Consider the following 25,360-nt stretch of genomic DNA (forward strand, 5'->3'; position numbering starts at 1 on the left):
GGGTCATTTGATGTCCGACGCGCTGTCTCAGCTAGAAGCCGACATGCGGGAGCTAACGAAACCGGTCAACGGCCAGTATCCAAGACCTTGGATGACAAACCTCACGGACCCTACGACGGCGGAATTGTTCACAGTTGGGAAAAACCAGCGCAACGGCTATGACGTAGAACTCGTTGGATCGCACCATCACTTCATCGATACGCTTTTCAACCGAGGGCCGGAGACTTGTCGGGGACTCTACGATCGCATGGTAGGGACGCCCTCGCCAACGCGTCGTAACACCGACGCATTGGTTTCACTACTCGCCCAACGAGGTGTGACCAGGATTCTCGAGACCAACGTAGTCTGCTATTCGACTCCGATGAGTGCCGACCTTCGTCAGGCAAGACATCTGCAGGGAGTTGATCGCGGCACCGAGATTTTCAAAGTTCTCATAGAAATCGTTAAGCCGCGGGTCTTGATCTCTCATGGGTCAGACACCGCCAAACAACTTGGAAAATTGCTTGGACGAGCCCTACCGGAACCGCCGTCTGCGCCCGGCAGCAAACCGGTGTTTGCCGAAATAGACGCGACAACCATATTCGTGATCCCTAGCTTGGCTCCGCCGGCATTCAACAAGTGGTCCAAGTGGGCTCACGGACACCTTGAGGGAGTCGCTGATCGGGCCGCGCAGATCATGAGAGGCTGAAGAATACGATGTCCAATATGATGAAAGCCCTCGTGAAAGCGAAGGCCGAGCCCGGAATCTGGATGGAACAGGTGCCGGTACCGGAAATCGGCCCCAACGACGTGCTGATCAAGGTGAAGAAGACCGCGATCTGCGGCACCGATGTCCACATCTACAATTGGGACCAGTGGGCGCAGAAGACGGTGCCGGTGCCGATGGTCACCGGCCACGAATTCGTGGGCGAGGTCGCCGATTTCGGCAAGGCGGTGACGGAATACCGCATCGGCCAGCGCGTCTCGGGTGAAGGGCACATCGTCTGCGGCCACTGCCGCAACTGCCGCGCGGGCAGGGGGCATCTCTGCCGGAACACGCTTGGCGTCGGCGTCAACCGGCCGGGCGCGTTTGCCGAATATCTGGCGATCCCGCAGCACAATGTCGTTCCGATCCCCGACGACATTCCCGACGAGGTGGCGGCGATCTTCGATCCGCTGGGCAATGCCGTACACACGGCGCTGTCTTTTGATCTGGTCGGAGAGGACGTGCTGGTCACCGGCGCCGGGCCGATCGGCATCATGGGCGCGTTGGTGGCGCAATGCGTCGGCGCGCGCAAGGTCGTGATCACCGACATCAACCCGGCGCGACTGGCGCTGGCCAGGAAGCTGGGCGTCCATCATGTCGTTGACGCTTCCAAGGAAAAGCTGCGCGACGTGATGCGCGAGGAGGGTATGACCGAGGGGTTCGACGTCGGCCTTGAAATGTCCGGCTCGGCGGCGGCCTTCCGCGACATGATCGACACGATGAACAATGGCGGCAAGATAGCCATTCTCGGCATCGCGCCGACGGGCTTCGAGATCGACTGGAACAAGGTCATCTTCAAGATGCTGATCCTGAAAGGCATCTACGGGCGCGAGATGTTCGAGACCTGGTACAAGATGATCGCGTTGGTGCAGGGGCCCCTCGATGTCACCGGCCTGATCACGCACCGCATCGGCATTGACGACTTCCAAGCCGGCTTTGACGCCATGCGGAGCGGCAGTTCCGGCAAGGTGGTGATGGACTGGTAGGTCGCTAAAGATCCTGCCGCTTCATGGGATCATAGCCCGTCCTCGGGCGTGTGTTTCTGTCCGCCCTTGCGGTCCATAATTCGGTCAAAGGCGTCGAAATCCGCGCAGCTTTTGCGTTCGGCGAAGAGTTCGTTGCAACGGAGACTTTTCTCCAACGCGTCGAGGCCTGTCAACACGGCCTTCCGCTGGACCTCGCTCATCCTTGCCAGTATCGCAGCTTCAAACGCCTTCGCCAGCGGTACCATCTCGCGATAAGCCGTCTCGCCGGCTTTGGTCAGCGCGAGATGCTCCACTCGCCGATCGCCTTCATCGGCCGACCGAGTCAGCCATCTGCGCTTTTCCAGAGCCGCGACGGCGCGCGAAACCTTGGTCTTGTGCATGGCGGAATGCGCGCCGACCGCGGTGGCGGTCATCGTACCGTACTGGCCGAGCGTCGCCAGAAGCCGCCATTCCGGCCGGGTCAGGCCGTAGCGATCGCGATAGATTCTTGAAAATTCCCGGCTGACGGCGTCTGCCAGCCGATTGAGCCGGTAGGGCAGGAAGGATTCGAGAGCGAGGATTTCATGTTCCATGGCTGTTCCGGCCGGGTGGGTTGTCGTGCGTCCTTGATAGTTACATTCCGGATGGTTACAAACGCAACCATCTGCTGTCAATCGACGAGGCGTGCCATGAGCTATTCCTATATGCCGGGCTTCGGCAATGATTTCGAAACCGAGACGCTTCCCGGTTCGCTGCCGCAGGGCCGCAATTCGCCGCAGCGCCCCGCCTACGGCCTTTATGCCGAGCAGCTTTCCGGCTCTCCCTTCACCGCGCCGCGCGGCACCAACGAACGCTCGTGGCTCTACCGCATCCGGCCGAGCGTCAAACACACCGGCCGCTTCAAGCGGACCGACTTTTCCGACTGGAAGACCGCGCCGAACCTTCCCGACCATGAACTGGCGCTCGGCCAGTATCGTTGGGGGCCGGTGGCGATGCCGAGCACGCCGACGGATTTCATATCCGGCGTCCGAACGATGACGACCGCCGGCGACGTGCTCGGCCAGGCGGGAATGGCGGCGCATGTCTATACCGCCAATACCGATATGGTGGACGATCACTTCTTCAACGCCGATGGCGAATTGCTGGTCGTGCCGCAGGTCGGCGGCGTCCGCTTCGTCACCGAGATGGGCGTGATGGAAATCCGGCCGGGCGAGATCTGCGTGCTGCCGCGCGGGCTGGTGTTCAAGGTCGAGCTGATCGACGGGCCCGTGCGCGGCTATATTTGCGAGAACTACGGCGCGAAGTTCACGCTGCCCGACCGCGGCCCGATCGGCGCCAACTGCCTCGCCAATCCGCGCGACTTCAAGACGCCGGCGGCCTGGTTCGAGGAGAAGGAGACGCCGTGCCGGCTGATCGTCAAATGGTGCGGAAAATTCCATGTCACCGAGCTAGGCCATTCGCCGCTCGACGTGGTGGCGTGGCATGGCAACTACGCGCCCTACAAATATGATCTTGCTACCTATTCGCCGGTCGGCGCGATCCTGTTCGACCATCCCGACCCTTCGATCTTTACCGTGCTGACCGCGCCGAGCGGCGAGGAGGGCACGGCCAATATCGACTTCGTGATCTTTCCGCCGCGCTGGCTGGTGGCCGAAAATACCTTCCGGCCGCCGTGGTACCATCGCAACATCATGAGCGAGTTCATGGGCCTGATCCACGGCCAGTACGACGCCAAGGAGGAGGGCTTTGTCCCCGGAGGCATCAGCTTGCACAATCTGATGCTTGCGCACGGGCCGGATGCAAGCGGCTTCCAGAAGGCTTCGACGGCAGAGCTGAAGCCGGTAAAGCTCGAAAACACCATGGCCTTCATGTTCGAGACGCGCTTTCCCCAGATGGTCACCCGCTACGCCGCCGAACTGGAGACGCTGCAGAAGGACTACATCGACTGCTGGGCCGGCCTGAAAAAACGCTTCAACGGCACGCCGGAAGGCGACTGGTCTTGAGCGCCGATTTGGCGGAAGATCGCCTGGTTCTGCTCGGCGCCAAGGGCGGCCCGGCGATCAGGCCGGGCGGTCCCTGGCCGACATCGTCGCTGCTGGAATTCGGCGGCCGGACCATCGTCGTCGATTGCGGGCTCGGCGTGACGCGGGCGTTGACCGATACCGGCATGAGCCTGAAAGCGCTCGACCTGATCTTCATCACGCATCTCCATTCCGACCACATTCTCGAGTTGGGTCCGCTCATCCACACTGCCTGGACTGCCGGGCTGGCGACGCCGGTCAGGGTGTTCGGGCCTGCCGGCACGCGGGATTACTGGCGGAATTTTCTGCGGGCGATGGCGTTCGACATCGACACGCGCATCGTCGATGAAGGCAGGCCGGATATTCGCGATCTGGTTTCGATTGCGGAATTCGGCGAGGGCACTGTGCTGGAGGAGGGCAGGTTTGTCGCAAAGGCTCTGCGTGTCGACCATCCGCCGGTGACAGACTGCTTCGCACTGCGCTTCAATCATGGCGGCAGGAGCGGCGTGTTCTCGGCCGGCACCGCATACTTACCTCCGCTGGCCGGCTTTGCGGACGGCGCGGATGTTCTGGTTCATGAAGCGATGCTGGAGGAGGGTGTCGACCGGCTGGTCGCCCGCACCGGCAATGGCGCGCGGCTGAAAGAGCATCTGATGGCGAGCCACACGCTGGCAAGCGACGCCGGGCGGATCGCCGCGGCCGCAAATGTCGGCCGGCTGGTGCTCAACCATCTCATTCCGGCCGACGATCCCGGGGTCGGCGAGGCCGACTGGATCGAGGCAGTCAGGAAAACATGGGATGGAGCCTTGACGATCGGCCGCGATGGCCTTGTTGTGGCTCTGGCGGACGCTCCGCGCATGGCTCCGAAAAGTTGAAGACTTTTCATGGGGGTAATGCGGAGACAGAGCCGCGTAACGGGAGGACTGCATGAAGCTTGCAACGCTGAAGAACGGCACTCGCGACGGGAAACTCGTCGTCGTCTCGCGCGACCTGACGCGGTTTACCGACGCGTCCTTTCTTGTGTCGACGCTGCAGGCTGCCCTCGACGACTGGAAACGGATTTCGCCGCATCTGGCGGCCATGGCCGAATCACTGGAGGCCGGCGCGGTTCCCGCCTCGCGCTTCCATGAACACGACGCCCATTCGCCGCTGCCGCGCGCCTATCAGTGGGCCGACGGCTCGGCCTACGTCAATCATGTCGAACTGGTTCGCAAGGCGCGTGGCGCGGATATGCCCGAAAGCTTCTGGACCGACCCGCTGATCTACCAAGGCGGCTCGGATGCGTTTCTGGCGCCGCGCGATCCGGTCGTCGCGGCCGACGAAGCCTGGGGCGTCGACATGGAAGGCGAGGTCGCGGTGATCGTCGACGACGTCGCGATCGGCGCGAGCGTCGACGAAGCGCGCGACGCGATCAGGCTGGTCATGCTGGTCAACGACGTGTCTCTGCGCGGACTGATCCCGGCCGAACTGGCGAAAGGCTTTGGCTTTTATCAATCCAAGCCGGCCTCGGCCTTCTCGCCGGTCGCGGTCACGCCGGACGAACTGGGCGACGCCTGGGACGGCGGCAAGGTGAGCCTGCCGCTTTGCGTCGATCTCAACGGCAAGCCGTTTGGCCGCGCCAATGCCGGCGTCGACATGACATTCGATTTCCCGCAGCTCATTGCGCATGCGGCCAAGACCAGAGCGCTCGGCGCGGGCACGATCATCGGCTCGGGCACGGTTTCCAACAAGCTCGGAGGCGGTCCCGGCAAACCGGTTTCGGAAGGCGGCGCTGGTTATTCCTGCATCGCCGAATTGCGCATGCTGGAAACCATCGCCGGAGGGACAGCGACAACGCCCTTCATGCGCTTCGGCGACACGGTGCGCATCGAGATGAAGGACAAGGCCGGCCATTCGATCTTCGGCGCGATCGAGCAGACGGTGCAGAGACGCGAAGGTTAATGAATTGGGAGGAGGTCGCGGGATGGACCTCATCGGCCATAACCGAAACATGGCGCGGAACAATCGCTGGTCCAACCACCGGATTTATCGCGCCGTTCTCGCGTTGCAGCCGGGCGAGTTCGAAGCTGCGCGGACGAGCTTCTTCCCATCGATCAGGGAAACGCTCAACCACATGCTGGCGGTCGACCTGCTCTACCTGGGTTTCCTGGAAGAAAGCGGCGTAGGGGCCGCCGCCTACGACGATTTCGCCGGCTATGACGATCCGGCAAAGCTCGCCGATGCGCAGGCTGCTGTCGATTGGCGGCTTATCGCCTTCTGCGACGCGCTGTCGGAAAGCGCTCTCGATCGCCGCGTCGACACCGACCGGCGCGAGGACGGCATGATTCCGGAACGCATCGGCGACCTGCTCGCGCATGTATTCCTGCACGACAGCCACCATCGCGGGCAGGTGCATGCGATGCTTTCCGGCACGACAGTTGCGCCGCCGCAGCTCTACGAGTTCCTGCTCGACTATGACCTGCATTTGCGCCGCGAAGAGGTGGAGCGGCTGGGGCTTTGAGGTCCGCAGTAAGCAGCGATGAAATTGGGCCAAGTCGCGACGCGACGTGGACACACGGGATGCAGGAACAACCCAATATCCCGCAGCGCCGTGCCGATTTCGTCTCCGCCCTACACGTCGCCGTGACATGCCATCGACGATGGCCGGCCAGGGTGCAGGGGTGTTGCCTGAGACGCGCCGACGAGAAACAAGCCGCGCACCCGCAAAGTGCGCGCAATATGGTTAAGAAGTCGTTTCCATAGATAGAAAAACAACTCCCTGACATTCGGCTGTTTTGGCTTTGATGGAACTGGGGATTGTCGGGGAAATTTTGGTCGGAGTGGCCGGATTCGAACCGACGACCCCTTGACCCCCAGTCAAGTGCGCTACCGGGCTGCGCTACACTCCGGACCGCGAAAACCCCTATATTCTCAAGGTTTGCAGTGCAAGGCCAAAGTGGCTCTGATTGAGGAAAATCGGAATTTCGCCCATCCCTACTTGGGAACTTCGGCCTATGAAGTGGGGTTGTCGTCATTAGCCGTCCGCGAGCTAAACGACGACATGCCCTCGACCTCGATACGAAAGATAGATTACGACCCGGCGACGCGAACGCTTTCGGTCTGGTTCGTGGCCAGTGGCAAGCGGTACGACTACGACGACGTGCCGCCAGAGATCTACGCCGCGTTTCGGCAGGCCTTCTCAAAAGGCAGATTTTTCAACGACGCTATCAGAAACCGGTTTTCGTATCGCGAGATGCAAGTACGCGACTATCGAACCGAGAAAGGGCGCGCGGAGAGGCTATTCTAGCTGCGAACCATGCCGCGTTGGTGGCGGTATTCCAGTCCCATGCCGCCCCAGATCAGGCCCAGAAGCAGGTAGAAATGCCGCCAGTGGTCGGTGTCGATCACCGTGCCGAGCGCGATGTGACCGACGAACACGACATAGGCGCAGAGCACATAGGGCTGCCACGGCCGGTTGCGGAAAAGGATGCGGAAGCCGCCGGCAAGCGTCCAGCCGATCAGGATGACGTAGGAAGCGAAGCCCAGCCAGCCATAGTCGAGCAGCGCCTTCAGCCAGATGTTGTGCGTGTCTTCGCCGAGCATCTGGCCGAATACGAGCGGGCCGATGCCGAACGGGTGTTCCATCGCCATCAGGAACCCGATGCCGAAGCGGGCAAAGCGTCCCAGGCGCGCGCTGTCATAATCCTGGATGAGTTGGGCTCGGGCGGTGAATAGCTCCGAGACAGCCGGGATCTGCAGCGCGACGAGCAAAGCGAAGGCCAGCAGCACGGCGGCGGCGATGCTCATGGCGACGATGCGCAGCCGGAACGAGCCGCTCGAACTCTGCAGGAACAGCGTCGCCGTCAGCAGCACGGCCGAGGCGCCGAACAGACCCCATGCGCCACGCGAGAAGGACAGGAAGATGCCACCGACGATGATCAGCAGCGGCACTGCGTAGAGGGCCATCCTGGCGGGGCTGCCGGTCAACAGGCGATAGAGCAGGTAGATGCCGGGGAGTGTCAGGAACGGCCCGAACACGTTGGGATCCTGGAAGGCGCCGGCGGCGCGCTCGAATTTGGTGAATATCTCCGCGCCGGGGAAGGTGTGGAAATAGCCCAGAATGCCGAGTGCGGCGGTGCAGATAGCGGCTGTGACCCAGGCGAGGAAGATGACGCGGTAGAGGCCGGGCTGCCGTTCGACTGCGGCGGCGAAGAACACCGCTGTGAGCGCCAGGAACAGCGACACGGCGATGTAGAGCGGCGCGTCCTTCAGGGCCGCCATCTGCGTCATGGCGATCATGCCGCCTATGTTGAAGGTGACGAGAAAGACCAGAAGCGGCGCGACGGTGCGGGAAATTCTGAGGCCGAACAGCGCCCATAACGCGATCAGCCCGGCCATGTAGAGTTCGTAGGGAGCCGGCTCGCGGATGACGAAGCCGGAGAAAAGGACGCCGAGCGAGATCGCGCCCGCCGAGATCAGCGCGACGAGCTTGGCGTTGACCGCCTCGCGCGGCAGCTCATGCGGGATCGCGGTCAATAGGCGTTTTCCGTATCGAGTAGCCGGACCGGCGTCAGCAGCAGGATTTTCAGGTCGAACCAGAGCGACCAGTTCTCGATGTAGTAGAGGTCGTATTCGGTGCGCTTGCGGATCTTCTCGTCGGTATCCATCTCGCCGCGCCAGCCATTGATCTGGGCCCAGCCGGTCACGCCGGGTTTGACCCTGTGGCGGGCGAAATAGCCGTCGACCACCTCATTGTAGAGGAGGTTGTGCGACTGTGCTGCGATCGCATGCGGACGCGGGCCGACCAGCGACAGCGAGCCGAACAGGGCGTTGAAGAATTGCGGCAACTCGTCGATCGAGGTCTTGCGGATGATGCGGCCGACGCGGGTGACGCGCGGATCGTTTTTGGTGACGGCCTGCTTCGCGCTGGGGTCCGACAGCTCAGTATACATGGAGCGGAACTTGTAGACCTCGATCACCTCATTGTTGAAGCCATGCCGCTTCTGCCGGAAGATCACCGGGCCCTTGCTATCGAGCTTTATTGCGATCGCCGTGATCAGCATTACCGGCGAAAAAAGGGCGATGCCGACCAGGCTGAGCACGATGTCGAAAGCGCGCTTGGCGACCGAATCCCAGTCGTTGATCGGCTTGTCGAAAATGTCGAGCATCGGCACCGAGCCGATGTAGGAATAGGAGCGGGGGCGGAACTGCAACTGGTTGGAATGCGCCGACAGGCGGATGTCGACCGGCAGCACCCAGAGCTTCTTGAGCAGCGCCAGAACCCGCGTCTCGGCTGTGATCGGCAGCGCCACGATCAGCATGTCGATGCGCGCGATGCGGGCGAATTCGATCAGTTCGGCGATGTTGCCGAGCTTCGGATATCCCGCGACGATCGGCGGCGAGCGCTTGTCGTCGCGGTCGTCGAAGATGCCGCAGATGCGGATATCATTGTAGGGCTGCTGCTCGACCGAGCGGATCAGGGCTTCGGCGCTTTTGCCGCCGCCGACGATGACGGCGCGCCGCTCCATCGCGCCATTGCGCGCCCAGCGGCGGATCATGTTCGACAGCACCAGCCGTAGCCCGAAGATCAGTGCAAAGCCGATGACGAACCACCCGCCGAAGAGGAGGCGCGAAAAATCCTCCGAAACCTTCATGAAGAAGCCGGCCAGCGCCAGCAGCGCGAAAGCCCCTGACCAGACGAGCAATATGCGGCCGAGATTGCGCACCGGTCGCATCAGCGCCTGGACCTGATAGCAGTCGCTCAGTTCGAGCAGGATGATTGTGGCCAGCGACACGGCTGCGATGATCGCAGCATACTGCCAGAACAGGTGCGTGTTGAGGCCGACGCGGTAGGCGAACAGCACGAAGCCGGAGGCGAACAGCAGCGCGAACTCGACGAGCCGCAGCACGCCGCTGACCATCACCGGAGACATGGTGTCGCGGCGATATTGCGACGCGACCTGGCGCGCGACCTTGTTCAGCCGGCCGGCGGGTTCTGCGCCCGCGCCGTCGAGTTTCCTCACCGCGTCCAGCGAAAAACGATTTGCCGGGTCGATCTCGTTCATTTGACCATGATCCGTAGTTGCCGCAGCTTTAGCGAAGAGCAGCTAAGAAACCTTTTAGATCGATGGTCGCTTTGGATCGGTTTTCGGGTCAGCTTCTGCCCAGCGCGGCGAAATAGGCCTTCTCGATCGCCGCCGCCATCACACCGGCGCCGAACCGCGCCTGAAGTTCGGCGGGGGTGGGCATCAGCATCCGGTAAGATGCCGGATCGGCCAGCGCCTCGGCCATCTTTTCCGCGAGTTCGCCTGCGTCGGGGTAGACCAACGCCGGTGAGTTCTGCCCGAAAATCTCGGGAATGCCGCCGACCGCGGTCGCCACCATCGGCAGACCGGCGGCCAGGGCTTCGAGGACGATATAGGGCATTGCCTCGGCGCGGGAGGGAACGACGATCAGCCTGCCCAGCGCGAAGGCGCGGCGCGCCGGCATCGGATCCAGGAACTTCACCCGGCTGGCGAATCCCAGCCGGCTGACCTCGGCCTTGTAGCGGGGCAGATCCTCGCCATCGCCGACCATCACCGCGCCGACTTCGCGGCCAAGCCGCTTTTCCACTTCCGGCAGTGCGGCGATGAACAGGTCCGGACCCTTCAGGTCGCGCATCATGCCGATATAGAGGAGGTCCGCGGCATCGGCCTCGGCTACGACCGGGTCGAATTCCGGCGCGGTGAGGCCGTTATAGACCAGGCTGTTGGCGACGTTTGGCGGCCCGATCTTGCGAATGAAGGTCCGCCGCTCATAGTCGGAGACGAACAGCAGGTGGTCGCTGAAGCGCTCCATCAGGCGTTCCAGCCCGAAGAACAGCTTTCCCGTCAGCGTGCCTTCGTCATAGTGAAGGCTGCCGCCATGCGGCGAATAAAGGCGGGCTACGCGAGACCTTGATACCCGCAACAGTGAGCCGAACATCCGTGCATAGACGCCGCCCTTGGCGCCGTGGCCGTGCAGAATGTCCGGCTTCAATTCCTTGATGATCCTGTAGGTTCGCCAGGCCGAGGCGATGTCGCCCGGCCCGACATGGCGCTGCATCGGCGTGCGCGATACGCCGAGCGCCAGCATCTCTTTCATCTGCGCAAACAGATGCTCCTCGAAATCGCCGCCGGTGGTCGAATCGCAAACGATGCCGACCGCGTGGCCTGCCGTCACCTGTGCCTGCGCCAGGTCGCGCACATGCCTGAAGATGCCGCCGACCGGTGAGCGGAAACAATGGACGATGCGCAATTTTTCAGTCACGGTCGGCCCGCTGGCTGCATCAGAAGAGGCGCTCGCGGACGAAGACGGTATCGCCGGGGAGAAGCGGGTCCGAGGTCAAAACCCGCCCGGTCATCACCTTGCCGTTGATGGTGCGGGTAATGTCGACGTTGGCCTGGTTGGCGCGCGGGGTGAAGCCGCCGGCGATTGCTACCGCCTGATGGGCCGTCAGGCCCGGCACGTAGGAATATTGTCCGGCAGCGCCCACTTCTCCCATGACGAAGATCGGACGGTAGCGGTCGACCTCGACTGAGACGTCTGGATCGCGCAAAAAGCCTTCGCGCAGCTTGGCGGCAAGGGCGGCCTCGACCTGCTGGGCAGTGTGCCCGCGCGCCGGCACCGATCCGACCAGCGGGAAGGCGATGTAGCCTGACTGGTCGACGGCATAGGTGTTGGTCAGGCCTTCCTGCTCGAAGACGGTGACGCGGACGCGATCGCCCGCGCCGAGGATGTAGGGCTGATCCAGCACTTCGTGGAATGCGGCAGGCGCCGGCCGATAGCTCGAACATCCGGCGACCAGCAGTGCAACGGCAAGCGCGTGGAAGACGGGCAGGGGTCTTTTCATGGCCTTACACGTACCTTTGACGAATCTTCCCCGGAGACTGGCGCCGGTAACCTTTGCTCGAAGCCGTTATCGTCCTGTTAGGGTTAATGGCCGGTAAAGGGTGCTTGTCCGGGACACATTGCAGGCGGGAATTGCGGCGTCCTTCCTTGCGGCGGGCACTCTCATTTGTCTGGGCGCTCTGGCGAGGCTACCCGCACCGCCGTCTTAACCCCTGAGTTACCATACTTGTTTACGGTGCCTTCCGTTACGTCCCGGAGTAGGAATGCATGTCAGGCGTCCAATCTACCGCCAGCGATGTCGATGTCGATCTGGGCCGGCTGTTTTCCAGCCTGGCGCGGAACTGGCTTCGCATACTGACCGCAACGCTCACCGTGACGGCGCTGGCCTTCGTTCTCGCATGGACGGCGACGCCGCATTACAACGCCGAGACGCGCATTCTGATCGAGACGCGCGAATCCGTGTTCACGCGGCCGCAGGGCAGCAGCGAGAACGAGCGCCCGGTTCTCGACGAGGAGGGCGTCACCAGCCAGGTCGAGGTGATCTCGTCGACCGACATATTGAAGCAGGTGGCGAAGGAACTTGACCTTGCAAATCTGCCGGAATTCGACCCGGCCTTGAACATGTCGCTGGTCGGCAGGCTCATGGTCATAGTCGGGCTGAAGAGCGACCCGGCCGAGGTGCCGCCCGAGGAGCGGGTGCTCAAGGCGATGCGGGAAAAGCTCGTGGTCTACCGTGTCGAGAATTCGCGCGTCATCGTCATCGAATTCTCGTCCGAGGAGCCGAAGCTTGCGGCCGCCGTGCCGAACGCCGTCGCCGACGCCTATCTGGCGGTCAGCCGCGACGCCAAGCTGCAGTCCAACTCGGCCGCGACCGACTGGCTCGAGCCTGAAATCGCCCATTTGAGCAGGCGCGTGAAGGAGGCGGAAGCACGCGTCGCTGAATTCCGTTCGCAATCCGACCTGCTGGTCGGCCAGAACAATTCGGTGCTGGCCACACAGCAGCTCTCCGAACTCTCGACCGAACTGTCGCGCGTGCGCGCCAGCCGTGGTGCGGCCGAAGCGACCGCGCAGGCGGTCCGGATCGCGCTCGAGAGCGGCGGCTCGCTTGAGGCATTTCCGGAAGTGCTTTCCTCCAGCCTGATCCAGCGGCTGCGCGAACGGCAGGTGCAGCTTCAGGCCGACATTGCCGACCTGTCCACCACGCTGCTCGACAATCACCCCCGCATCAGGGCGCTGCGGTCGCAGCTTGCCGATCTTGACCGGCAGATCCGCCAGGAAGCGGAAAACGTGCTGAAGGGGCTTTCGGCCGAGGCCAAGACCGCGCAGGCGCGCGAGCAGCAGCTTGTAGCCGATTTGAACACGCTGAAGGCCGAATCCTCGCGTGCCGGGGAGGAAGAGGTCGAGCTCCGGGCGCTGGAGCGCGAAGCCGCAGCGCAGCGCGAACTGCTGGAGTCCTATCTTACCCGCTATCGCGAGGCGTCGTCGCGTCGCGACGGCAACTATCTGCCGGCCGATGCGCGGGTGTTTTCGCGCGCAATCGCGCCGTCGGAGCCGTATTTTCCGAAGATTCTTCCGATCGTGATCGCGAGCTTCGTCGCCTCGCTGATGGTCATGGCGGTGATCACTCTGCTGCAGGAGCTGTTTTCGGGACGCGCGATGCGCCCGGCTTCCGGCGCGCGCTTCGCACCGGTCGAAGAGGTGGCGATGCCGGTTCCGGCCGAACCGGCAGTGGCCGTTGCCGAGCACGTTGAGCCGCAGTCGGTTGTTGGCGATTTCGAACCGGAGCCTGAGCCGGAGCCGCAGCCCGTTACGGGACTCGGCGAGATTGATATAGCGGGTGCAGCCGAAAAGCTGATCGCTGGCGGCGCGACGCGGGCGTTGTTCATTTCGCCCGAGGGCGACGAGGCGGCGGCGACCGCCGTGCTGGTCGCACGTGAAGTCGCGGATGCCGGCCTGCGGGTGCTGCTGCTCGACCTGACGGCTTCGGGAGCCGCGTCGCGGCCGATGCTCGACAGCGGCCGCTTCCCTGGCATCACCAATCTGCTCGCCTCCGAGGCGCAGTTCACCGACGTGATCCACGCCGACCACTATTCCGATTGCCACATCATTCCCGTCGGGACCGCCGATCCGGTGCACGCCATGCGCGCCGCCGACCGGCTGCCGATCATCCTGGAATCGCTGACCACAGCCTATGATGTCGTGATCGTCGAATGCGGCCCCGCCGACGCCGCCAGCATAGGGCGGCTGGTGGCGGAAGGAACGGAGATACTGGTCTCCGTCTTGTCGCCGGCCGACGAGGTGCTGGCTGCCCGCGACGACCTTGAGGCCGGCGGCTACGGTAGCCCGACGCTGGTCACGCCCGAGGGGAGCGAGAGCCCGATGTCGCCGGTTCCGGGGCGCAGCGCCGCCTAGTCGTCAGCGGAAGGCGACGCCGGCTGTCCCGCAGCCTTCCTGCGCAGAGCCTTGGTCAGCTTCCAGATCAGTGGGCTTGTCTTGACGAAGGCCTTCAGGCGCGCCTTGATCCGCATCGGGGCCGCGAAGGCGCGCCCCTTCACCGTCAGCGGTACGACCACGTCCATGTGGCGTGTCTCGATATCGCACCAGAGCCGCTTGTAGGGCTCGTCGCCGACGCTGAAATCATAGACCGCAAAGCCGAGCTCACAGGCCTCGCGTATATTGTCGAAGAACAGAAAATCACCGGGGCTGGCATGCGCCAGCTCGTCTTCGGCGATAGCGCCGAACTCGCAGATCAGGCGCTTTCCCGAGCGGCTGGAGCCGGTGACCGCGCGCAACCTGCCGTCGACCTCCAGCCCGTGCAGCACGAAAGGGGGCGGTGCGGCGGCGAGCGCGTCGGCGAACAGCGCGCGGAAGAACACCTGCACCTTGGCGTCGCCGAAGACGTTGCCGATGCCGGCGCGGCGGAACCGGTCTTCCTTCATGATAAAGAAGGCGTCGAACATGCGTTCCACCTCGGCGGGGGAGGTCGCTTCGACGCGCCTGAAGCCGCCCGCTGCCTCGAATTTGCGCGTCTGCGAGCGGTGCTTCTTGCGCTTCCTCTTGCCGCTCGCCCGGTCGAGCAGCGCCTCGAAGCCGCCGTCGAGGCAGACGGCTAGCGACAGATTGGGGCTGGGGTAATGAGGCAGCGCCAGCAGCGGGTTGGCCAGGCCCTCGAAGTCGGGGAGCAGGCGCTCCAGCGCAATGATATCGATGTCGGGTCGTGTCCGGCCGATCTCGGCCGTCAGCGCGTGCATCTCCGCTCCGCCGGCTGTCGCCAGCCAGGACGGGTCTGCGGCGGCAAAATTGCCGTTGGCGTGCGAGCCGCCCATGAAGCGGGCAATCCGCACCGGCCCGGCGCGCACGATTTCGAGTGCCAGCGCAAATACCGGACGGCCGCTGGAGAAAACCGTCGCAACGACGTGATCTACCTCGGCTTTCGCCGTCCATGTAGCAGCCCATTCCGGGCTCTGCGCGGGTGCGAAGACGCTCGTCCGGCAAAGCTCCGCGTATTGTCCGAGGATTTCCGGCGTGGCGCTGGCCACCATGATGGAACAGGCCGGGGCGGCCGTCTCGCGGCTGGATGAGGCCACGGCCCTCTTGGCGCCAATTGACCGGGCCGCGTCAACCATCCTTCAATCCTTCGGGCGCAAGCATTGCCCCGTGGGGCTTCGCGTCACAGCGTTCCATTGATGGGACGAGAATAGCCGCAAAAAGTGAAGGAATGATCGACGGGGCGAGGCGATCCGCAAACTGCCTCAACGTGCCGGGTTTACCGGATTGGCGCCCCTGGCCAGGTCGGGCGTCGGGCGGCGTCGCTCGCCAACGCTGGCAAGATGGTGGTGACGGTCTGACGAGCCTAAATTCCACTGATGGTGGAAACCGGCATTTGCTCGGGCGTTAGCCAGGCGAGCGTGGGTCGATCGGCGTGCCGGAACGCAAATCAAGGATGAGTTCGAGCGCGCGCGCTCCCGCGAGGACACTCCCCTCGGCACGCGCCGGGCCGACGATCTGTAGCCCGACCGGGCGTCCATCGCCGGTGAATCCGCAGGGAAGACTGAGCGCTGGCGAAGTCGTCAACGTGATCGCGTATGCAATCGCCAGCCACTCGACATAATTCGAGAAGGTGTAGCCGGCACACTCGTTGACGTACCGCTCGCTCGCGGGATAGGCGGCAACGATGGTCGCCGGACAAAGAAGCAGGTCATAGGTGTCGAAAAAGGCGCTCATCCTGCGGAACATCGCGGCGCGATTATTTTCCGCTCGAACAACATCTTGCATGGAGTAGCTGAGGCCCTTCTCGATATTCCAGACGACTTCCGGCTTCATCTTGTCTCGATGGCGTTCCAGAAGCCCCGCATAATTCGTGGCGAAGGACAGGCCCCGCAGAACCTGGAATGTATCGTGAGCCTCGGAAAGATCGGGCTGCGCCTCCTCCACAACGACGCCGATCTCGCCAAAACGTGCGGCTGCTGTACGGCAGATCGCGGCCACCTCCGGGTCCACCGGCGTGATGCCAAGATCGGCGGAGAAGGCAATTCGGGTAGGCCGCCAGCCGGAGCGCGCAGCAGCAAGGAAGTTTTCGGTTCTCGGCAACGACATAGGGTCCTCAGGATTGTCGCCCGTCATGGCGTCGAGAAGCAGGGCCGTGTCTTCGACCGAACGAGCCATCGGCCCGCTGACGCTAAGCAGGCGATCGATTGTGGCTCCCGGACTGCTGGCAACGCGGCCGGGACTTGGCCGCAGTCCCACCACGCCGCAGAAGCTTGCGGGATTGCGCAAGCTGCCGCCAAGGTCGGAGCCCTGCGCCACCCAGGCCATGCCGGTCGCAAGCGCGACCGCTGCCCCGCCCGACGAACCCGCTGCGGACAGGTTTGTGTTCCAGGGATTCAGTGTCACGCCGAAGACATCGTTGAATGTGTTGGCTCCGGCGCCAAATTCCGGCGTGTTCGACTTTGCGTAAATGACGCCGCCTTCAGCCTCTATCGTCTCGGCGAGAATATCGGATGTCTGGGGAACGTGATCGGCGAAGATGGTCGAGCCGTGGGTGGTGCGCACACCGGCCACGTCCGTCAGGTCCTTGATGGGGACCGGCAATCCCGCCAAACGGCCGCGGCTGCCGAGGGGGCGTTGCATCAGCCGGCGGGCTTGATCGCGGGCTCGGTCGAAGCAGAGGGTGGGAAGTGCGTTGACGGCGCCGTCGACAGTCGCCGCGCGAGTCTCGAGCGCATCGAGGCAATCGAGCGGCGTCACTTCGCCCCGATTCAGCAGATCGACGATGTCGCAGGCTGACCTGGCCGTCAGTTCCATATATCCGCCCATGCCGATCCTCTGTTCGCCTAGAGATAAGGCAGCTTACGCATCTTCCGCACGGGGTCCAATCGGAGTCTCGTTGAACAGGGGTAGTCGGCAGGACATCGGCGTCGGACAGTGAGTATCCGCTGACCGTCGCTGCCCTTATCGCTCCGCCTTCGGCGGAAGGACCATCCATTTGATGATCGCCATGGCCGGCAGGATCCAGAGGAGCCCGGTCACCAGGAAGAAGACGAAATGCGTCAAAGGCCCGGATTCGGCTAGCTGCGCCACCGCCACCGCCGTCGCAACCAGCGCATAGACGATCACCAGCAGGATCAGCAGGACTGTTCCGATAAGTTTCTTCAGGCGGACGGGCATGTTTTCGGTCTCTCTGCCGGGTTCGCAATAAGACCTCTCAGGCCCGCGCACAAGCCGGCGGCGGCCTCCCGCGCCCGGCGCGACGGCGTGCCGCGCCCGGCAAAGCCTTGAAAGCGCCGCGCCGTTGGTCCACCACTCGGCCGAAAACATTCCGGAAATGGGCTCGATGGCATCGATCACGACAGGCGGCGAACCGATCGCTACGCGCGACCGAGAACTGCGCAACCGCGCGCTGGTGCGCGGCTGGCTCTACTGCGTGCTCGTCGTGCTGTTTGCACTGGTGCTGGTCGGCGGCGCGACGCGGCTTACCGATTCCGGCCTGTCGATCACGGAATGGAAGCCGATCCACGGCGTCATCCCGCCGCTATCGGACGCCGACTGGCAAGAAGAGTTTGAAAAATATCGGCAGATTCCGGAATATCAGCAAATCAACCAGGGCATGAGCCTCGACGCCTTCAAGCGCATTTTCTGGTGGGAGTGGGCGCACCGCATCCTGGCGCGCGGCGTCGGCTTCATCTTCGCGCTGCCGCTGCTGTTCTTCTGGGCGACCGGGCGCATTGAGCGCGGCCTGACGCCGAAGCTTCTGGGCATACTGGCGCTCGGCGGCCTGCAGGGCGCGATCGGATGGTGGATGGTGGCTTCCGGCCTGGTCGAGCGAACCGACGTCAGCCAGTATCGGCTGGCCATGCATCTTACGCTGGCGGCGGCAATCTTCGCCGCGACCATGATCGTGGCGCGCGGGCTGGCGCCTCATTCGGAGGCTGAAGCCGGGCGGGCGACAAAACGCTTCGCCGGCCTGCTTGTGATCTTGACGCTGGTCCAGATCTATCTCGGCGGGCTGGTCGCCGGGCTCGACGGCGGCATGAGCTACAACACCTGGCCGCTGATGGACGGGAAGATTATTCCGGGCGACATGTTCATTCTAGAACCCGCGTGGCGCAATTTCTTCGAGAACCCGAAGACGGTGCAGTTCGTCCATCGCCTCGGCGCCTATATCGTCTTTGCCGCCGCTCTCTGGCACATGATTTCCGTCCGCCGCCGCGAACCTGGAACGACGCATGCCCGCCGGGCACTGGTGCTGTTCCATCTGGTGCTGGCGCAGGCGCTGATCGGCATCGCCACGCTGGTCATGCAGGTGCCGCTGCACTGGGCGCTGCTGCATCAGGGTTTCGCGCTGATCGTGCTCGGCTTCGCCGCCGCCCACTGGCGCGGAACGAAGGGCGCTTATCCGCTGCCGGGCGACGTGGTCAGAAGTTAGCGCGCACGTCGCGGATCGCCGCCGCGACTGACAGTTCGCCGCTTTCATCCACTGCATTCTTGTCTTCGCCATGCCATGAGGCGGACAGGCAGCCATAGGCGATGGCGTGATCGAGCATGGCGCGGACATCCTGGCCGAGCGTTCGGGCGAAGATCTCCGCCATTGAGGCGATGCGCTCCGGATCCAGGCAGAGATCGTCGCGGTCGAGCGGATTGTAGAACATGTTCGCCGCGTCGAAGCCGGGATCGCCGAGCACGCCCTTCGGATCGATTGCCAGCCAGCCGCGCGGGCCGTGCATGATGTTTTCGTGGTGCAGATCGCCGTGCAGCGGGCGAACGTCGCGCGGATTGGCCAGCAGCCTTTCCGCTATTCCGGCGGCATCGACGTAAACGCTTTCCTCGCCTGCTGCGCGATCGGCCTCCGCCCGCTTGAACAGGCTGGCGAAACGCTCGCGAAGCGGCTGCAGATCACCCGGAACCGGGCGGTCCGATGGCGCGAACAGCCGTGCCATCGCCTCCGCTGCGATCTCGGTGGCGGCGCTGTCGCCGTAGGTGTTGAGGTCGTCAAGCAGATGCCGTTCGCCGGCATGTTCGAGAAGCATCCGGTTGCCGTCGAAGCCGAGCAGTCTTACCGCGCCTTCGCCGTTCCGCCAGGCCAGGAAATGCGCGCCGCGCAGTTCATCCTCGACATCATCGAAAGGCTTCAGGTCCTTGACAATGGCCGGCTTGCCGCCGCCGAGCCGCACTTTCCAGATACGGCTCGAGAAAGTTTCGGCAATGAGGATGGGATCGCTGACTTTCCAGCGCGCTGGAAAGTCAGGCTGATCCATTCAGTGCTTCAGGCCCAGCATGATGTCCATGTTCTGGACCGCGGCGCCCGAGGCCCCCTTCCCGAGATTGTCGAGCAGAGCGACCAGATTGACTTGGCCTTGGCCTTCCGTGCCGAAGACATAGAGCTTCATCAGGTCGGTGTCGTTGAGTTCCGTCGGATCAAGGCGTGTGAGCTTCGCGCTTTCCGCCAGAGGCACAACCTGCACGATGTCCTGACCGGCATAATGCGCCTCCAGCGTCGCGTGGATATCGCCCAGCGACGGCGCGCCGTTGAGGTCCGACAGATGCAGCGGCATCTGCACGATCATGCCCTGCGCGAAGCGGCCGACGCTGGGCGAGAAGATCGGCCGGCGCTCCAGCAGCCCGTGCTTTTGCATTTCGGGCACGTGCTTGTGCTGCAGTGTCAGCCCGTAGAGGAAATGCGGCGCCGCGTTATGGTCCTCGCGCGAGGTGTCTTCCATTTGCGCGATCATCTGCTTGCCGCCGCCCGTATAGCCGGACACGGCGTTGACCGTCACCGGATGGTCGGCGGACAGGATGCCGGCCGCTACCAACGGGCGGATCAGCGCGATCGCGCCTGTCGGATAGCAGCCGGGATTGGCGACCAGCCGCGCCTCGGCGATCTTGTCGCGCTGTTCAGAATCCAACTCGGCAAAGCCGTAGGCCCAGTCGGGATGGACGCGGAACGCCGTCGACGTGTCGATGATGCGGGTGGAGTTGTGGCCTTGGAGAATGGCGACGGCTTCCCGCGAGGCATCGTCGGGCAGGCACAGCATTGCAATGTCGGCCGATTTCAGGAAGTCGGCGCGCATGTCCATGTTGCGCCGCTCCGCCTCCGGGATCGACAGGATGTCCAGATCGGCGCGGCGGGCGAGGCGGCTGCGGATCTGCAGGCCCGTGGTGCCGTGTTCGCCGTCGATGAATATCTTTGGTTTCATCCTGCCGTTCCGTCCGAATCTATATGCCGCTGCCCTGGTTCAGCGCCGTAACACTGTTGTTGTTCAGTCCGTCGAGCCGCGCCTTACGCTCCGCCAGCAACCCGATATAGTGCAGCGCCACCGACGCACCGGCAATCGCCGTAATATCGGCATGGTCGTAGGCGGGCGCAACCTCTACTACGTCGGCGCCGACAATGTCTATCTGCGTCATCTGCCGCAGCACCGAAAGTATCTTGGCCGAGGACGGGCCGCCCGCGACCGGCGTGCCGGTGCCGGGCGCATAGGCCGGGTCGAGACAGTCTATGTCGAAGGTCACATAGGTCTTCCTGCCGCCGGTGCGCTCGGCGATGGCGTAGGCGATGTCGGCCGCACGCATCTCCTCGATCTCATAGCCGTGAAGAATCTTTATGCCGAACGTGTCGGGCGCATGGGTGCGCACGCCGACCTGGATCGAGCGGCCGGGATCGATGATGCCTTCGCGCACCGCGCGGGCGACGAAGGAGCCGTGGTCGATGCGCTTGCCGTCGTCGAACCAGGTGTCCTGGTGGGCGTCGAACTGCACCAGCGCCAGCGGCCCGTGCAGCGCCGCATGCGCCTTGAGCAGCGGCCAGGTGACAAAATGATCGCCGCCCAGCGAAAGCAGGAAGGCGCCGGAGGAGATCAGCCTTGCGGCCTCGCGCTCGATCGTCTTCGGCGTCTTTTGATGGTTGCCGTTGTCGAGCAGGCAATCGCCATAGTCGACGACGCCGAGCGTGTCGAACAGGTCGAGATGGAAGGGGTATTGCGGATCGTTGTCGAAGATCGCCGAGGCGCGGCGGATCGCCTGCGGACCGAAACGCGCGCCGGGCCGGTTGGTCACAGCCGCGTCGAACGGAATGCCCCAGATCACGACATCCGCGCCTTTCACGTTTTTCGTGTAGCGGCGGCGCATGAAGGACAGCGCGCCGGCATAGGTCGGATCGCCCGCCGCGCCTGTGTTTCCGCGCGCAGTGAAGGCGTGATCGATGGAGCTGGCGGGCATCGTGCGGGGTTCCCCTCTGTTTTGCGGAGGGCAAGCTATTGGCCGGATATGACGCAGGCGCAACAAAAAAGACGGCCGCTGCCGCCCAGTCGGGCGGTTCTGCGGGGATTTTCCGATTTCATTTGCCTGTCATGACCGGCCGCTAATGCGTCGCGCAACCACTCGGCCATGGAGCGATTCGCATGCGCATCATTTCCCTGAGCGCGATCATGATCGGGCTGCTCGCTGTTCCTGCCGCCGCGCAGGATTCGCGGATGCAGCAGATTTTGGACCGGCTCGAAAACGCCAACCAGTGGCGCGACCATGTGATGATCGTCGCCCATCGCGGCGGCTGGAAGGAAGGCGGCCGCATCCGCAACGCCGAAAATTCTATGGCTGGCGTCAGGCGCTCGATCGAACTCGGCGTCGAGATCGTCGAACTCGACGTGCAGAAATCGAAGGACGGCGAGTACATCGTCCTGCACGACAGCTGGCTCGACCGGACCACGACCTGCAAGGGCAGGGCGGTGGAACGGACGCTCGAAGAGCTGAAGGGCTGCCGGCTGGTGGTGGAAGGAACCGGCGAGGTAACGGCCGAAAGCGTGCCGGCGCTGCGCGATATGTTTGCCGTCACCAAGGACCGCGTGATGGTCAACATCGACAACAAGATGGAAGTCGAGGATCTTGCCGGCGTCGCCGCAATCGCCCGCGAGATGAACATGGCCGATCAGGTCATCATCAAGCAGAACCTCTGGAATTCCGAGAAGCTCGGCGCGATGACGGAGGCGATGACCGCAATCGGCGACGGCGTCCGGTTCATGCCGATCATCGCAGACGATGCGGTCGACGATGTACGCTTTATTGAAAAGGTGGGCCGGACGTTTTCGGCCGATGTGGTCGAGATGATCGCCTGGCGCGGCGAGAACCAGGGCATGACAGCGAATGGCGGCGCGCTGTTCGGCGCCCGCAGCCGGGCCGTTTCGACGCGCGGCGACTGGCATTTGTGGGTCAACACCTTCACGATCGTCAACAAGCCTGGCGGCTATCTTGCCGGCGGGCGCGGCGACGAACTGGTGCAAGCGGATTACCCGCAGGAGACGTTCGGCTTCTGGGCCGAGCAGGGCGCGACCATCATCCAGACCGACGAACCCAAGGCGGCGATCGGATGGCTGGAGAAGAACGGCTACCGCGTTCCCTATTCCGAGCGGATCGAGCCCGCCGACACCGCCAGCATCAATTGATTGCCTGATTGTATTGGTGCGTCCTTCGAGGCTCGCTTTGCTCGCACCTCAGGATGAGGAGGGTCGAGCGCACTTCATGAAATGGCGCGGGTAGCACATCGTTCGCAGCTAATTTGAGGAGCATTGCGCCTACCCTTCCTCATCCTGAGGTGCGAGTAAAGCGAGCCTCGAAGGACGCACTGAGCACCAACAAAAAGGCCGCCCGGAGGCGGCCTTTTTGCATTCGAAAATGATGACGTTTAGCGCTTCGAGAACTGGAAGGAGCGGCGGGCCTTCGCCTTGCCGTACTTCTTGCGCTCGACGGTGCGGCTGTCGCGGGTCAGGAAACCGCCCTTCTTGAGCACGCCGCGCAGGCCGGGCTCGTAATAGGTCAGCGCCTTGGAGATGCCGTGGCGAACCGCGCCGGCCTGGCCCGAAAGGCCGCCGCCGACAACGGTTGCGATGATGTCGAACTGGCCTTCACGGGCTGCCGCCACGATCGGCTGCTTCAGGATCATCTGCAGCACAGGACGCGCGAAATAGGCCGCGAATTCCTTGTCGTTGACGAGGATCTTGCCGGAGCCCGGCTTGACCCAGACACGGGCGATGGCGTCCTTGCGCTTTCCGGTGGCGTAGGCGCGGCCCTGCTTGTCCAGCTTCTGGACGTAGACGGGCGCGGCCGGCTGCGCGGTCGGCGCGACCGTGCCGAGATCGGCGAGCGAATTCAAATCGGCCATATCAGGAAACCTTCTTGTTCTTGCCGTTCAGCGCGGCGACGTCGAGCGTCTCGGGCTGCTGGGCGACGTGAGGATGGTCGGCGCCGGCATAGACGCGGAGATTCTTCATCTGGCGGCGGCCGAGCGGGCCGCGCGGGATCATGCGTTCCACGGCCTTTTCAAGCACGCGCTCCGGGAAGCGGCCTTCGAGCAGCTGGCGCGCGGTGCGCTCCTTGATGCCGCCGGGGTGGCCGGTGTGCCAGTAATACACCTTGTCGGTGTACTTCTTGCCGGTGAAGACGACCTTGTCAGCGTTGATGATGATGACGTTGTCGCCGTCATCGACATGGGGCGTGAAGGAGGGCTTGTGCTTGCCGCGGAGACGGTTGGCGACGACGGTGGCGAGACGGCCGACGACGAGACCCTCGGCGTCGATCAGCACCCACTTCTTCACCACGTCCGCAGGCTTCTGCGAAAAGGTTTTCATGGACTTTGCTTTCTTCAGGGACCTTCCGGAGAAGGCGTTTCTTGTTGCTTGGATTTGGTGGGCCGGCTGTTTCCGGTCCGCCAAAAAGAAACCGCGGCCGGTGGCCGCTGTTTCGACGGTGGATATACGCGAGTGCGGCTCCTGCAGTCAAGTTGACGTTGGTCGAAAAGCTTAAGCAATTACAATGGCTTGGTCATTAGGTATTATTTTACCACATAAGCTTCGGGGGCGAGAGCGCGGCGTTCAACCAGTACACATGCTGAACTACCCGCCGAACGCGGGGTTTGCTAGTATCGCATCAATGCAATTTTGGGCGAGGGGGACTGCATGAGCCACAACGCGAAGATTCGCTCTGCCGTGGAGCGGGTTTCGGACGTTTTCCGCAGGAAACCAGGCGCGGCGATGAGCACCAAGCGCGCGAGCGGGCGCATCGAGCAGGGCCTTGTCTGCCACGCGCGGCAGGACAACTACACGGCTACGATGGACATGCCCGAGCCGGTGGGAGGCGAGGGATCGGCGCCGCCGCCGGGGTTCCATATCAGGGTTGGACTGGTCGGTTGCATCGCCATAGGCGTCAAGCTGACGGCCGTGCGCGAGGGCCTCGACATCGGCATTGTCGAAGTCGATGTAGAAATGGACTTCGATGACGGAGCGCTGCTCGGCGTCGGCGACAACTCGGCCGCCCCGCTGGAAACGCGGGTGACCATCGCGATTGAAAGCACTGCGCCGTGGGAAGAGGTCACCGCGATGGTCGAGAGAGCACTCAAATGCGATCCATATTTCCTGGCGCTGCGCGATGCGCAGTCCGTGAAGACCAATCTCGTTCCTTCGAGGGGCTAGCCGGTGGACCCGAAGCTCCAGATCCGCGTTCAACGCTATGGCTGGGACGCCGCGTCAGAACTGTACGAGGATGGCTGGCGCGGTCCGCTGGCGCCGGCCCAACGGACGCTGCTGCGTGTCGCGGACCTCAAGCCAGGCGAACGGGTGATCGAGGCTGCCTGTGGAAGCGGGCTGGTGACGCGAGTGCTCGCCGGGGCTGTTGGTCAAAAGGGCGAGGTGCTTGCGACCGACCTGTCGCAGAAAATGGTCGAGCTGACCGCACTGACCTGCGCGGATGCAGGCCATGACTGCGTAGTGACGGCGCGGATGAGCGCCGACGAGCTGGCTGTAGAGCCGGATAGGTTCGATGCGGCGGTCTGCGCCTTGGGGTTGATGTATGTTCCGGATCCCGGCCGTGCAGCTGCCTCGATGGCGCGGGCAACCAGGCCTGGCGGTCGGGTCGTGGCGACGGTGTGGGGACAGCGCAAGAATTGCGGATGGGCGGAGATATTTCCGATCGTCGACGCGCGCGTTGTTTCCGAAGTATGTCCGCTGTTCTTCGCCAGCGGTGCGCCCGGTGCCTTGAACCGGGATTTCGAGCAGGCCGGACTTCGTGACCTCGCGGAGCACAGGCAGCAGGAAATTCTGCTGTTTCTGAACGAAAGATCGCTGTTGTCGGCGATGCTTTTGGGAGGGCCGGTCGCATTGGCCGTCAAACGTTTCACGCCTGACACGATGAGGGAGGTCGAAGGCGAGTTTCTCGATTCGGTGAGGGACCACCGCGCCTCCGACGGCAGCTACCGCATCCCTGGCGAGTTCGTCACAGTCGTCGGCTATCGCTAGAGC

Annotated in this window: 24 protein-coding genes, 1 tRNA gene and 1 pseudogene; 12 read left to right on the plus strand and 14 right to left on the minus strand. The window is 63.4% G+C overall.

What is annotated here, in order from left to right:
- Together MAXJ12_RS38550 and tdh are read left to right on the plus strand one after the other, a co-directional pair.
- A partial coding sequence (locus MAXJ12_RS38550) for a hypothetical protein (protein ID WP_008837601.1) occupies positions 1-688 on the plus strand: 688 nt, incomplete at its 5' end.
- An 8-nt stretch (positions 689-696) separates the two neighbouring features.
- Entirely contained in the window at positions 697-1,731 is a 1,035-nt protein-coding gene (gene tdh / locus MAXJ12_RS19075; protein ID WP_040586912.1) for an L-threonine 3-dehydrogenase, read from the plus strand.
- A gap of 140 nt (positions 1,732-1,871) precedes the next feature.
- Here the strand turns inward: tdh and MAXJ12_RS19080 are convergent.
- Positions 1,872-2,303: pseudogene (locus MAXJ12_RS19080) on the minus strand (MarR family winged helix-turn-helix transcriptional regulator); the annotation flags it as partial.
- Positions 2,304-2,399: 96 nt separating this feature from the next.
- Here MAXJ12_RS19080 and hmgA point away from each other — a divergent pair.
- Genes hmgA through MAXJ12_RS19100 form a run of 4 tightly spaced genes read left to right on the plus strand, consistent with a single transcriptional unit; the run spans position 2,400 to position 6,231 of the window.
- Positions 2,400-3,713 (plus strand): homogentisate 1,2-dioxygenase, encoded by a 1,314-nt coding sequence (gene hmgA / locus MAXJ12_RS19085; RefSeq protein WP_008837604.1) that lies wholly within the window; start codon positions 2,400-2,402, stop codon positions 3,711-3,713.
- The gene (locus MAXJ12_RS19090; RefSeq protein WP_008837605.1) at positions 3,710-4,606 is read left to right on the plus strand and encodes an MBL fold metallo-hydrolase; all 897 of its coding nucleotides are present in this window, start codon (positions 3,710-3,712) and stop codon (positions 4,604-4,606) included. Before hmgA ends, MAXJ12_RS19090 begins: the two co-directional genes overlap by 4 nt.
- A gap of 52 nt (positions 4,607-4,658) precedes the next feature.
- Positions 4,659-5,672: a fumarylacetoacetate hydrolase family protein gene (locus MAXJ12_RS19095; RefSeq protein ID WP_008837606.1), complete on the plus strand. Its 1,014-nt coding sequence runs from the start codon at positions 4,659-4,661 to the stop codon at positions 5,670-5,672.
- Positions 5,673-5,694: 22 nt separating this feature from the next.
- Positions 5,695-6,231, plus strand: a complete 537-nt coding sequence (locus MAXJ12_RS19100) for a DinB family protein (RefSeq protein ID WP_008837607.1) — start codon at positions 5,695-5,697, stop codon at positions 6,229-6,231.
- Positions 6,232-6,542: 311 nt separating this feature from the next.
- Here the strand turns inward: MAXJ12_RS19100 and MAXJ12_RS19105 are convergent.
- Positions 6,543-6,619: transfer RNA gene (locus MAXJ12_RS19105), tRNA-Pro, on the minus strand.
- Positions 6,620-6,666: 47 nt separating this feature from the next.
- Here MAXJ12_RS19105 and MAXJ12_RS19110 point away from each other — a divergent pair.
- Positions 6,667-7,017, plus strand: a complete 351-nt coding sequence (locus tag MAXJ12_RS19110; RefSeq protein WP_341872540.1) for a KTSC domain-containing protein — start codon at positions 6,667-6,669, stop codon at positions 7,015-7,017.
- Here MAXJ12_RS19110 and MAXJ12_RS19115 read toward each other — a convergent pair.
- The 4 genes from MAXJ12_RS19115 to MAXJ12_RS19130 form a co-directional block, all read right to left on the minus strand.
- On the minus strand, positions 7,014-8,246 hold the full coding sequence (locus tag MAXJ12_RS19115; RefSeq protein WP_008837609.1) for an O-antigen ligase family protein: 1,233 nt from the start codon (positions 8,244-8,246) through the stop codon (positions 7,014-7,016). The genes MAXJ12_RS19110 and MAXJ12_RS19115 overlap by 4 nt on opposite strands.
- Positions 8,243-9,775, minus strand: coding sequence for an undecaprenyl-phosphate glucose phosphotransferase (locus tag MAXJ12_RS19120; protein WP_008837610.1), 1,533 nt, complete (start codon positions 9,773-9,775; stop codon positions 8,243-8,245). The genes MAXJ12_RS19115 and MAXJ12_RS19120 overlap by 4 nt, the downstream gene beginning before the upstream one ends.
- Before the next feature lie 88 nt (positions 9,776-9,863).
- Positions 9,864-10,997 (minus strand): glycosyltransferase family 4 protein, encoded by a 1,134-nt coding sequence (locus MAXJ12_RS19125; RefSeq protein WP_040586917.1) that lies wholly within the window; start codon positions 10,995-10,997, stop codon positions 9,864-9,866.
- Between the two features lie 19 nt (positions 10,998-11,016).
- Positions 11,017-11,580, minus strand: coding sequence for a polysaccharide biosynthesis/export family protein (locus MAXJ12_RS19130; protein WP_008837612.1), 564 nt, complete (start codon positions 11,578-11,580; stop codon positions 11,017-11,019).
- Between the two features lie 266 nt (positions 11,581-11,846).
- Here MAXJ12_RS19130 and MAXJ12_RS19135 point away from each other — a divergent pair, with 266 nt between their 5' ends.
- Positions 11,847-13,991: a GumC family protein gene (locus MAXJ12_RS19135; protein WP_008837613.1), complete on the plus strand. Its 2,145-nt coding sequence runs from the start codon at positions 11,847-11,849 to the stop codon at positions 13,989-13,991.
- Here the strand turns inward: MAXJ12_RS19135 and MAXJ12_RS19140 are convergent.
- The 3 genes from MAXJ12_RS19140 to MAXJ12_RS19150 form a co-directional block, all read right to left on the minus strand.
- Positions 13,988-15,205 (minus strand): GNAT family N-acetyltransferase, encoded by a 1,218-nt coding sequence (locus MAXJ12_RS19140; protein ID WP_008837614.1) that lies wholly within the window; start codon positions 15,203-15,205, stop codon positions 13,988-13,990. The genes MAXJ12_RS19135 and MAXJ12_RS19140 overlap by 4 nt on opposite strands.
- A gap of 268 nt (positions 15,206-15,473) precedes the next feature.
- Complete coding sequence (locus MAXJ12_RS19145) at positions 15,474-16,895, minus strand: amidase (protein ID WP_008837615.1); 1,422 nt, start codon at positions 16,893-16,895, stop codon at positions 15,474-15,476.
- Positions 16,896-17,030: 135 nt separating this feature from the next.
- Positions 17,031-17,246 carry a DUF2842 domain-containing protein gene (locus MAXJ12_RS19150; RefSeq protein ID WP_040586933.1) on the minus strand — a complete coding sequence of 72 codons (216 nt, stop codon included), beginning with the start codon at positions 17,244-17,246 and terminating at the stop codon, positions 17,031-17,033.
- Positions 17,247-17,412: 166 nt separating this feature from the next.
- On the opposite strand from MAXJ12_RS19150, the gene MAXJ12_RS19155 reads away from it, so the two are divergent.
- Positions 17,413-18,504 carry a COX15/CtaA family protein gene (locus tag MAXJ12_RS19155; protein WP_050898856.1) on the plus strand — a complete coding sequence of 364 codons (1,092 nt, stop codon included), beginning with the start codon at positions 17,413-17,415 and terminating at the stop codon, positions 18,502-18,504.
- Here the strand turns inward: MAXJ12_RS19155 and MAXJ12_RS19160 are convergent.
- The 3 genes from MAXJ12_RS19160 to speB are packed head-to-tail and all read right to left on the minus strand — an operon-like array spanning position 18,494 to position 21,293.
- Positions 18,494-19,333 (minus strand): aminoglycoside phosphotransferase family protein, encoded by an 840-nt coding sequence (locus tag MAXJ12_RS19160; RefSeq protein WP_008837618.1) that lies wholly within the window; start codon positions 19,331-19,333, stop codon positions 18,494-18,496. The genes MAXJ12_RS19155 and MAXJ12_RS19160 overlap by 11 nt on opposite strands.
- The gene (gene argC / locus MAXJ12_RS19165) at positions 19,334-20,272 is read right to left on the minus strand and encodes an N-acetyl-gamma-glutamyl-phosphate reductase (protein ID WP_008837619.1); all 939 of its coding nucleotides are present in this window, start codon (positions 20,270-20,272) and stop codon (positions 19,334-19,336) included. It lies immediately after the preceding gene.
- 19 nt (positions 20,273-20,291) lie between these two features.
- The gene (gene speB / locus MAXJ12_RS19170; protein WP_008837620.1) at positions 20,292-21,293 is read right to left on the minus strand and encodes an agmatinase; all 1,002 of its coding nucleotides are present in this window, start codon (positions 21,291-21,293) and stop codon (positions 20,292-20,294) included.
- Between the two features lie 182 nt (positions 21,294-21,475).
- Here speB and MAXJ12_RS19175 point away from each other — a divergent pair, with 182 nt between their 5' ends.
- Complete coding sequence (locus tag MAXJ12_RS19175) at positions 21,476-22,513, plus strand: glycerophosphodiester phosphodiesterase family protein (protein ID WP_008837621.1); 1,038 nt, start codon at positions 21,476-21,478, stop codon at positions 22,511-22,513.
- Between the two features lie 239 nt (positions 22,514-22,752).
- On the opposite strand, the gene rpsI is transcribed toward MAXJ12_RS19175, so the two are convergent.
- Together rpsI and rplM are read right to left on the minus strand one after the other, a co-directional pair.
- The gene (gene rpsI, locus MAXJ12_RS19180) at positions 22,753-23,229 is read right to left on the minus strand and encodes a 30S ribosomal protein S9 (protein WP_008837622.1); all 477 of its coding nucleotides are present in this window, start codon (positions 23,227-23,229) and stop codon (positions 22,753-22,755) included.
- 1 nt (position 23,230) lies between these two features.
- A complete protein-coding gene (gene rplM, locus MAXJ12_RS19185) occupies positions 23,231-23,695 on the minus strand; it encodes a 50S ribosomal protein L13 (protein ID WP_008837623.1) in 465 nt (154 codons plus the stop codon).
- Between the two features lie 327 nt (positions 23,696-24,022).
- Between rplM and MAXJ12_RS19190 the strand changes: the two genes are divergently transcribed.
- Positions 24,023-24,535: an OsmC family protein gene (locus MAXJ12_RS19190; RefSeq protein ID WP_008837624.1), complete on the plus strand. Its 513-nt coding sequence runs from the start codon at positions 24,023-24,025 to the stop codon at positions 24,533-24,535.
- Between the two features lie 3 nt (positions 24,536-24,538).
- Positions 24,539-25,357 (plus strand): class I SAM-dependent methyltransferase, encoded by an 819-nt coding sequence (locus MAXJ12_RS19195; RefSeq protein ID WP_008837625.1) that lies wholly within the window; start codon positions 24,539-24,541, stop codon positions 25,355-25,357.
- Positions 25,358-25,360: the final 3 nt, after the last annotated feature.

The organism is Mesorhizobium alhagi CCNWXJ12-2, from assembly GCF_000236565.1.
Classification (GTDB): Bacteria; Pseudomonadota; Alphaproteobacteria; order Rhizobiales; family Rhizobiaceae; genus Allomesorhizobium; species Allomesorhizobium alhagi.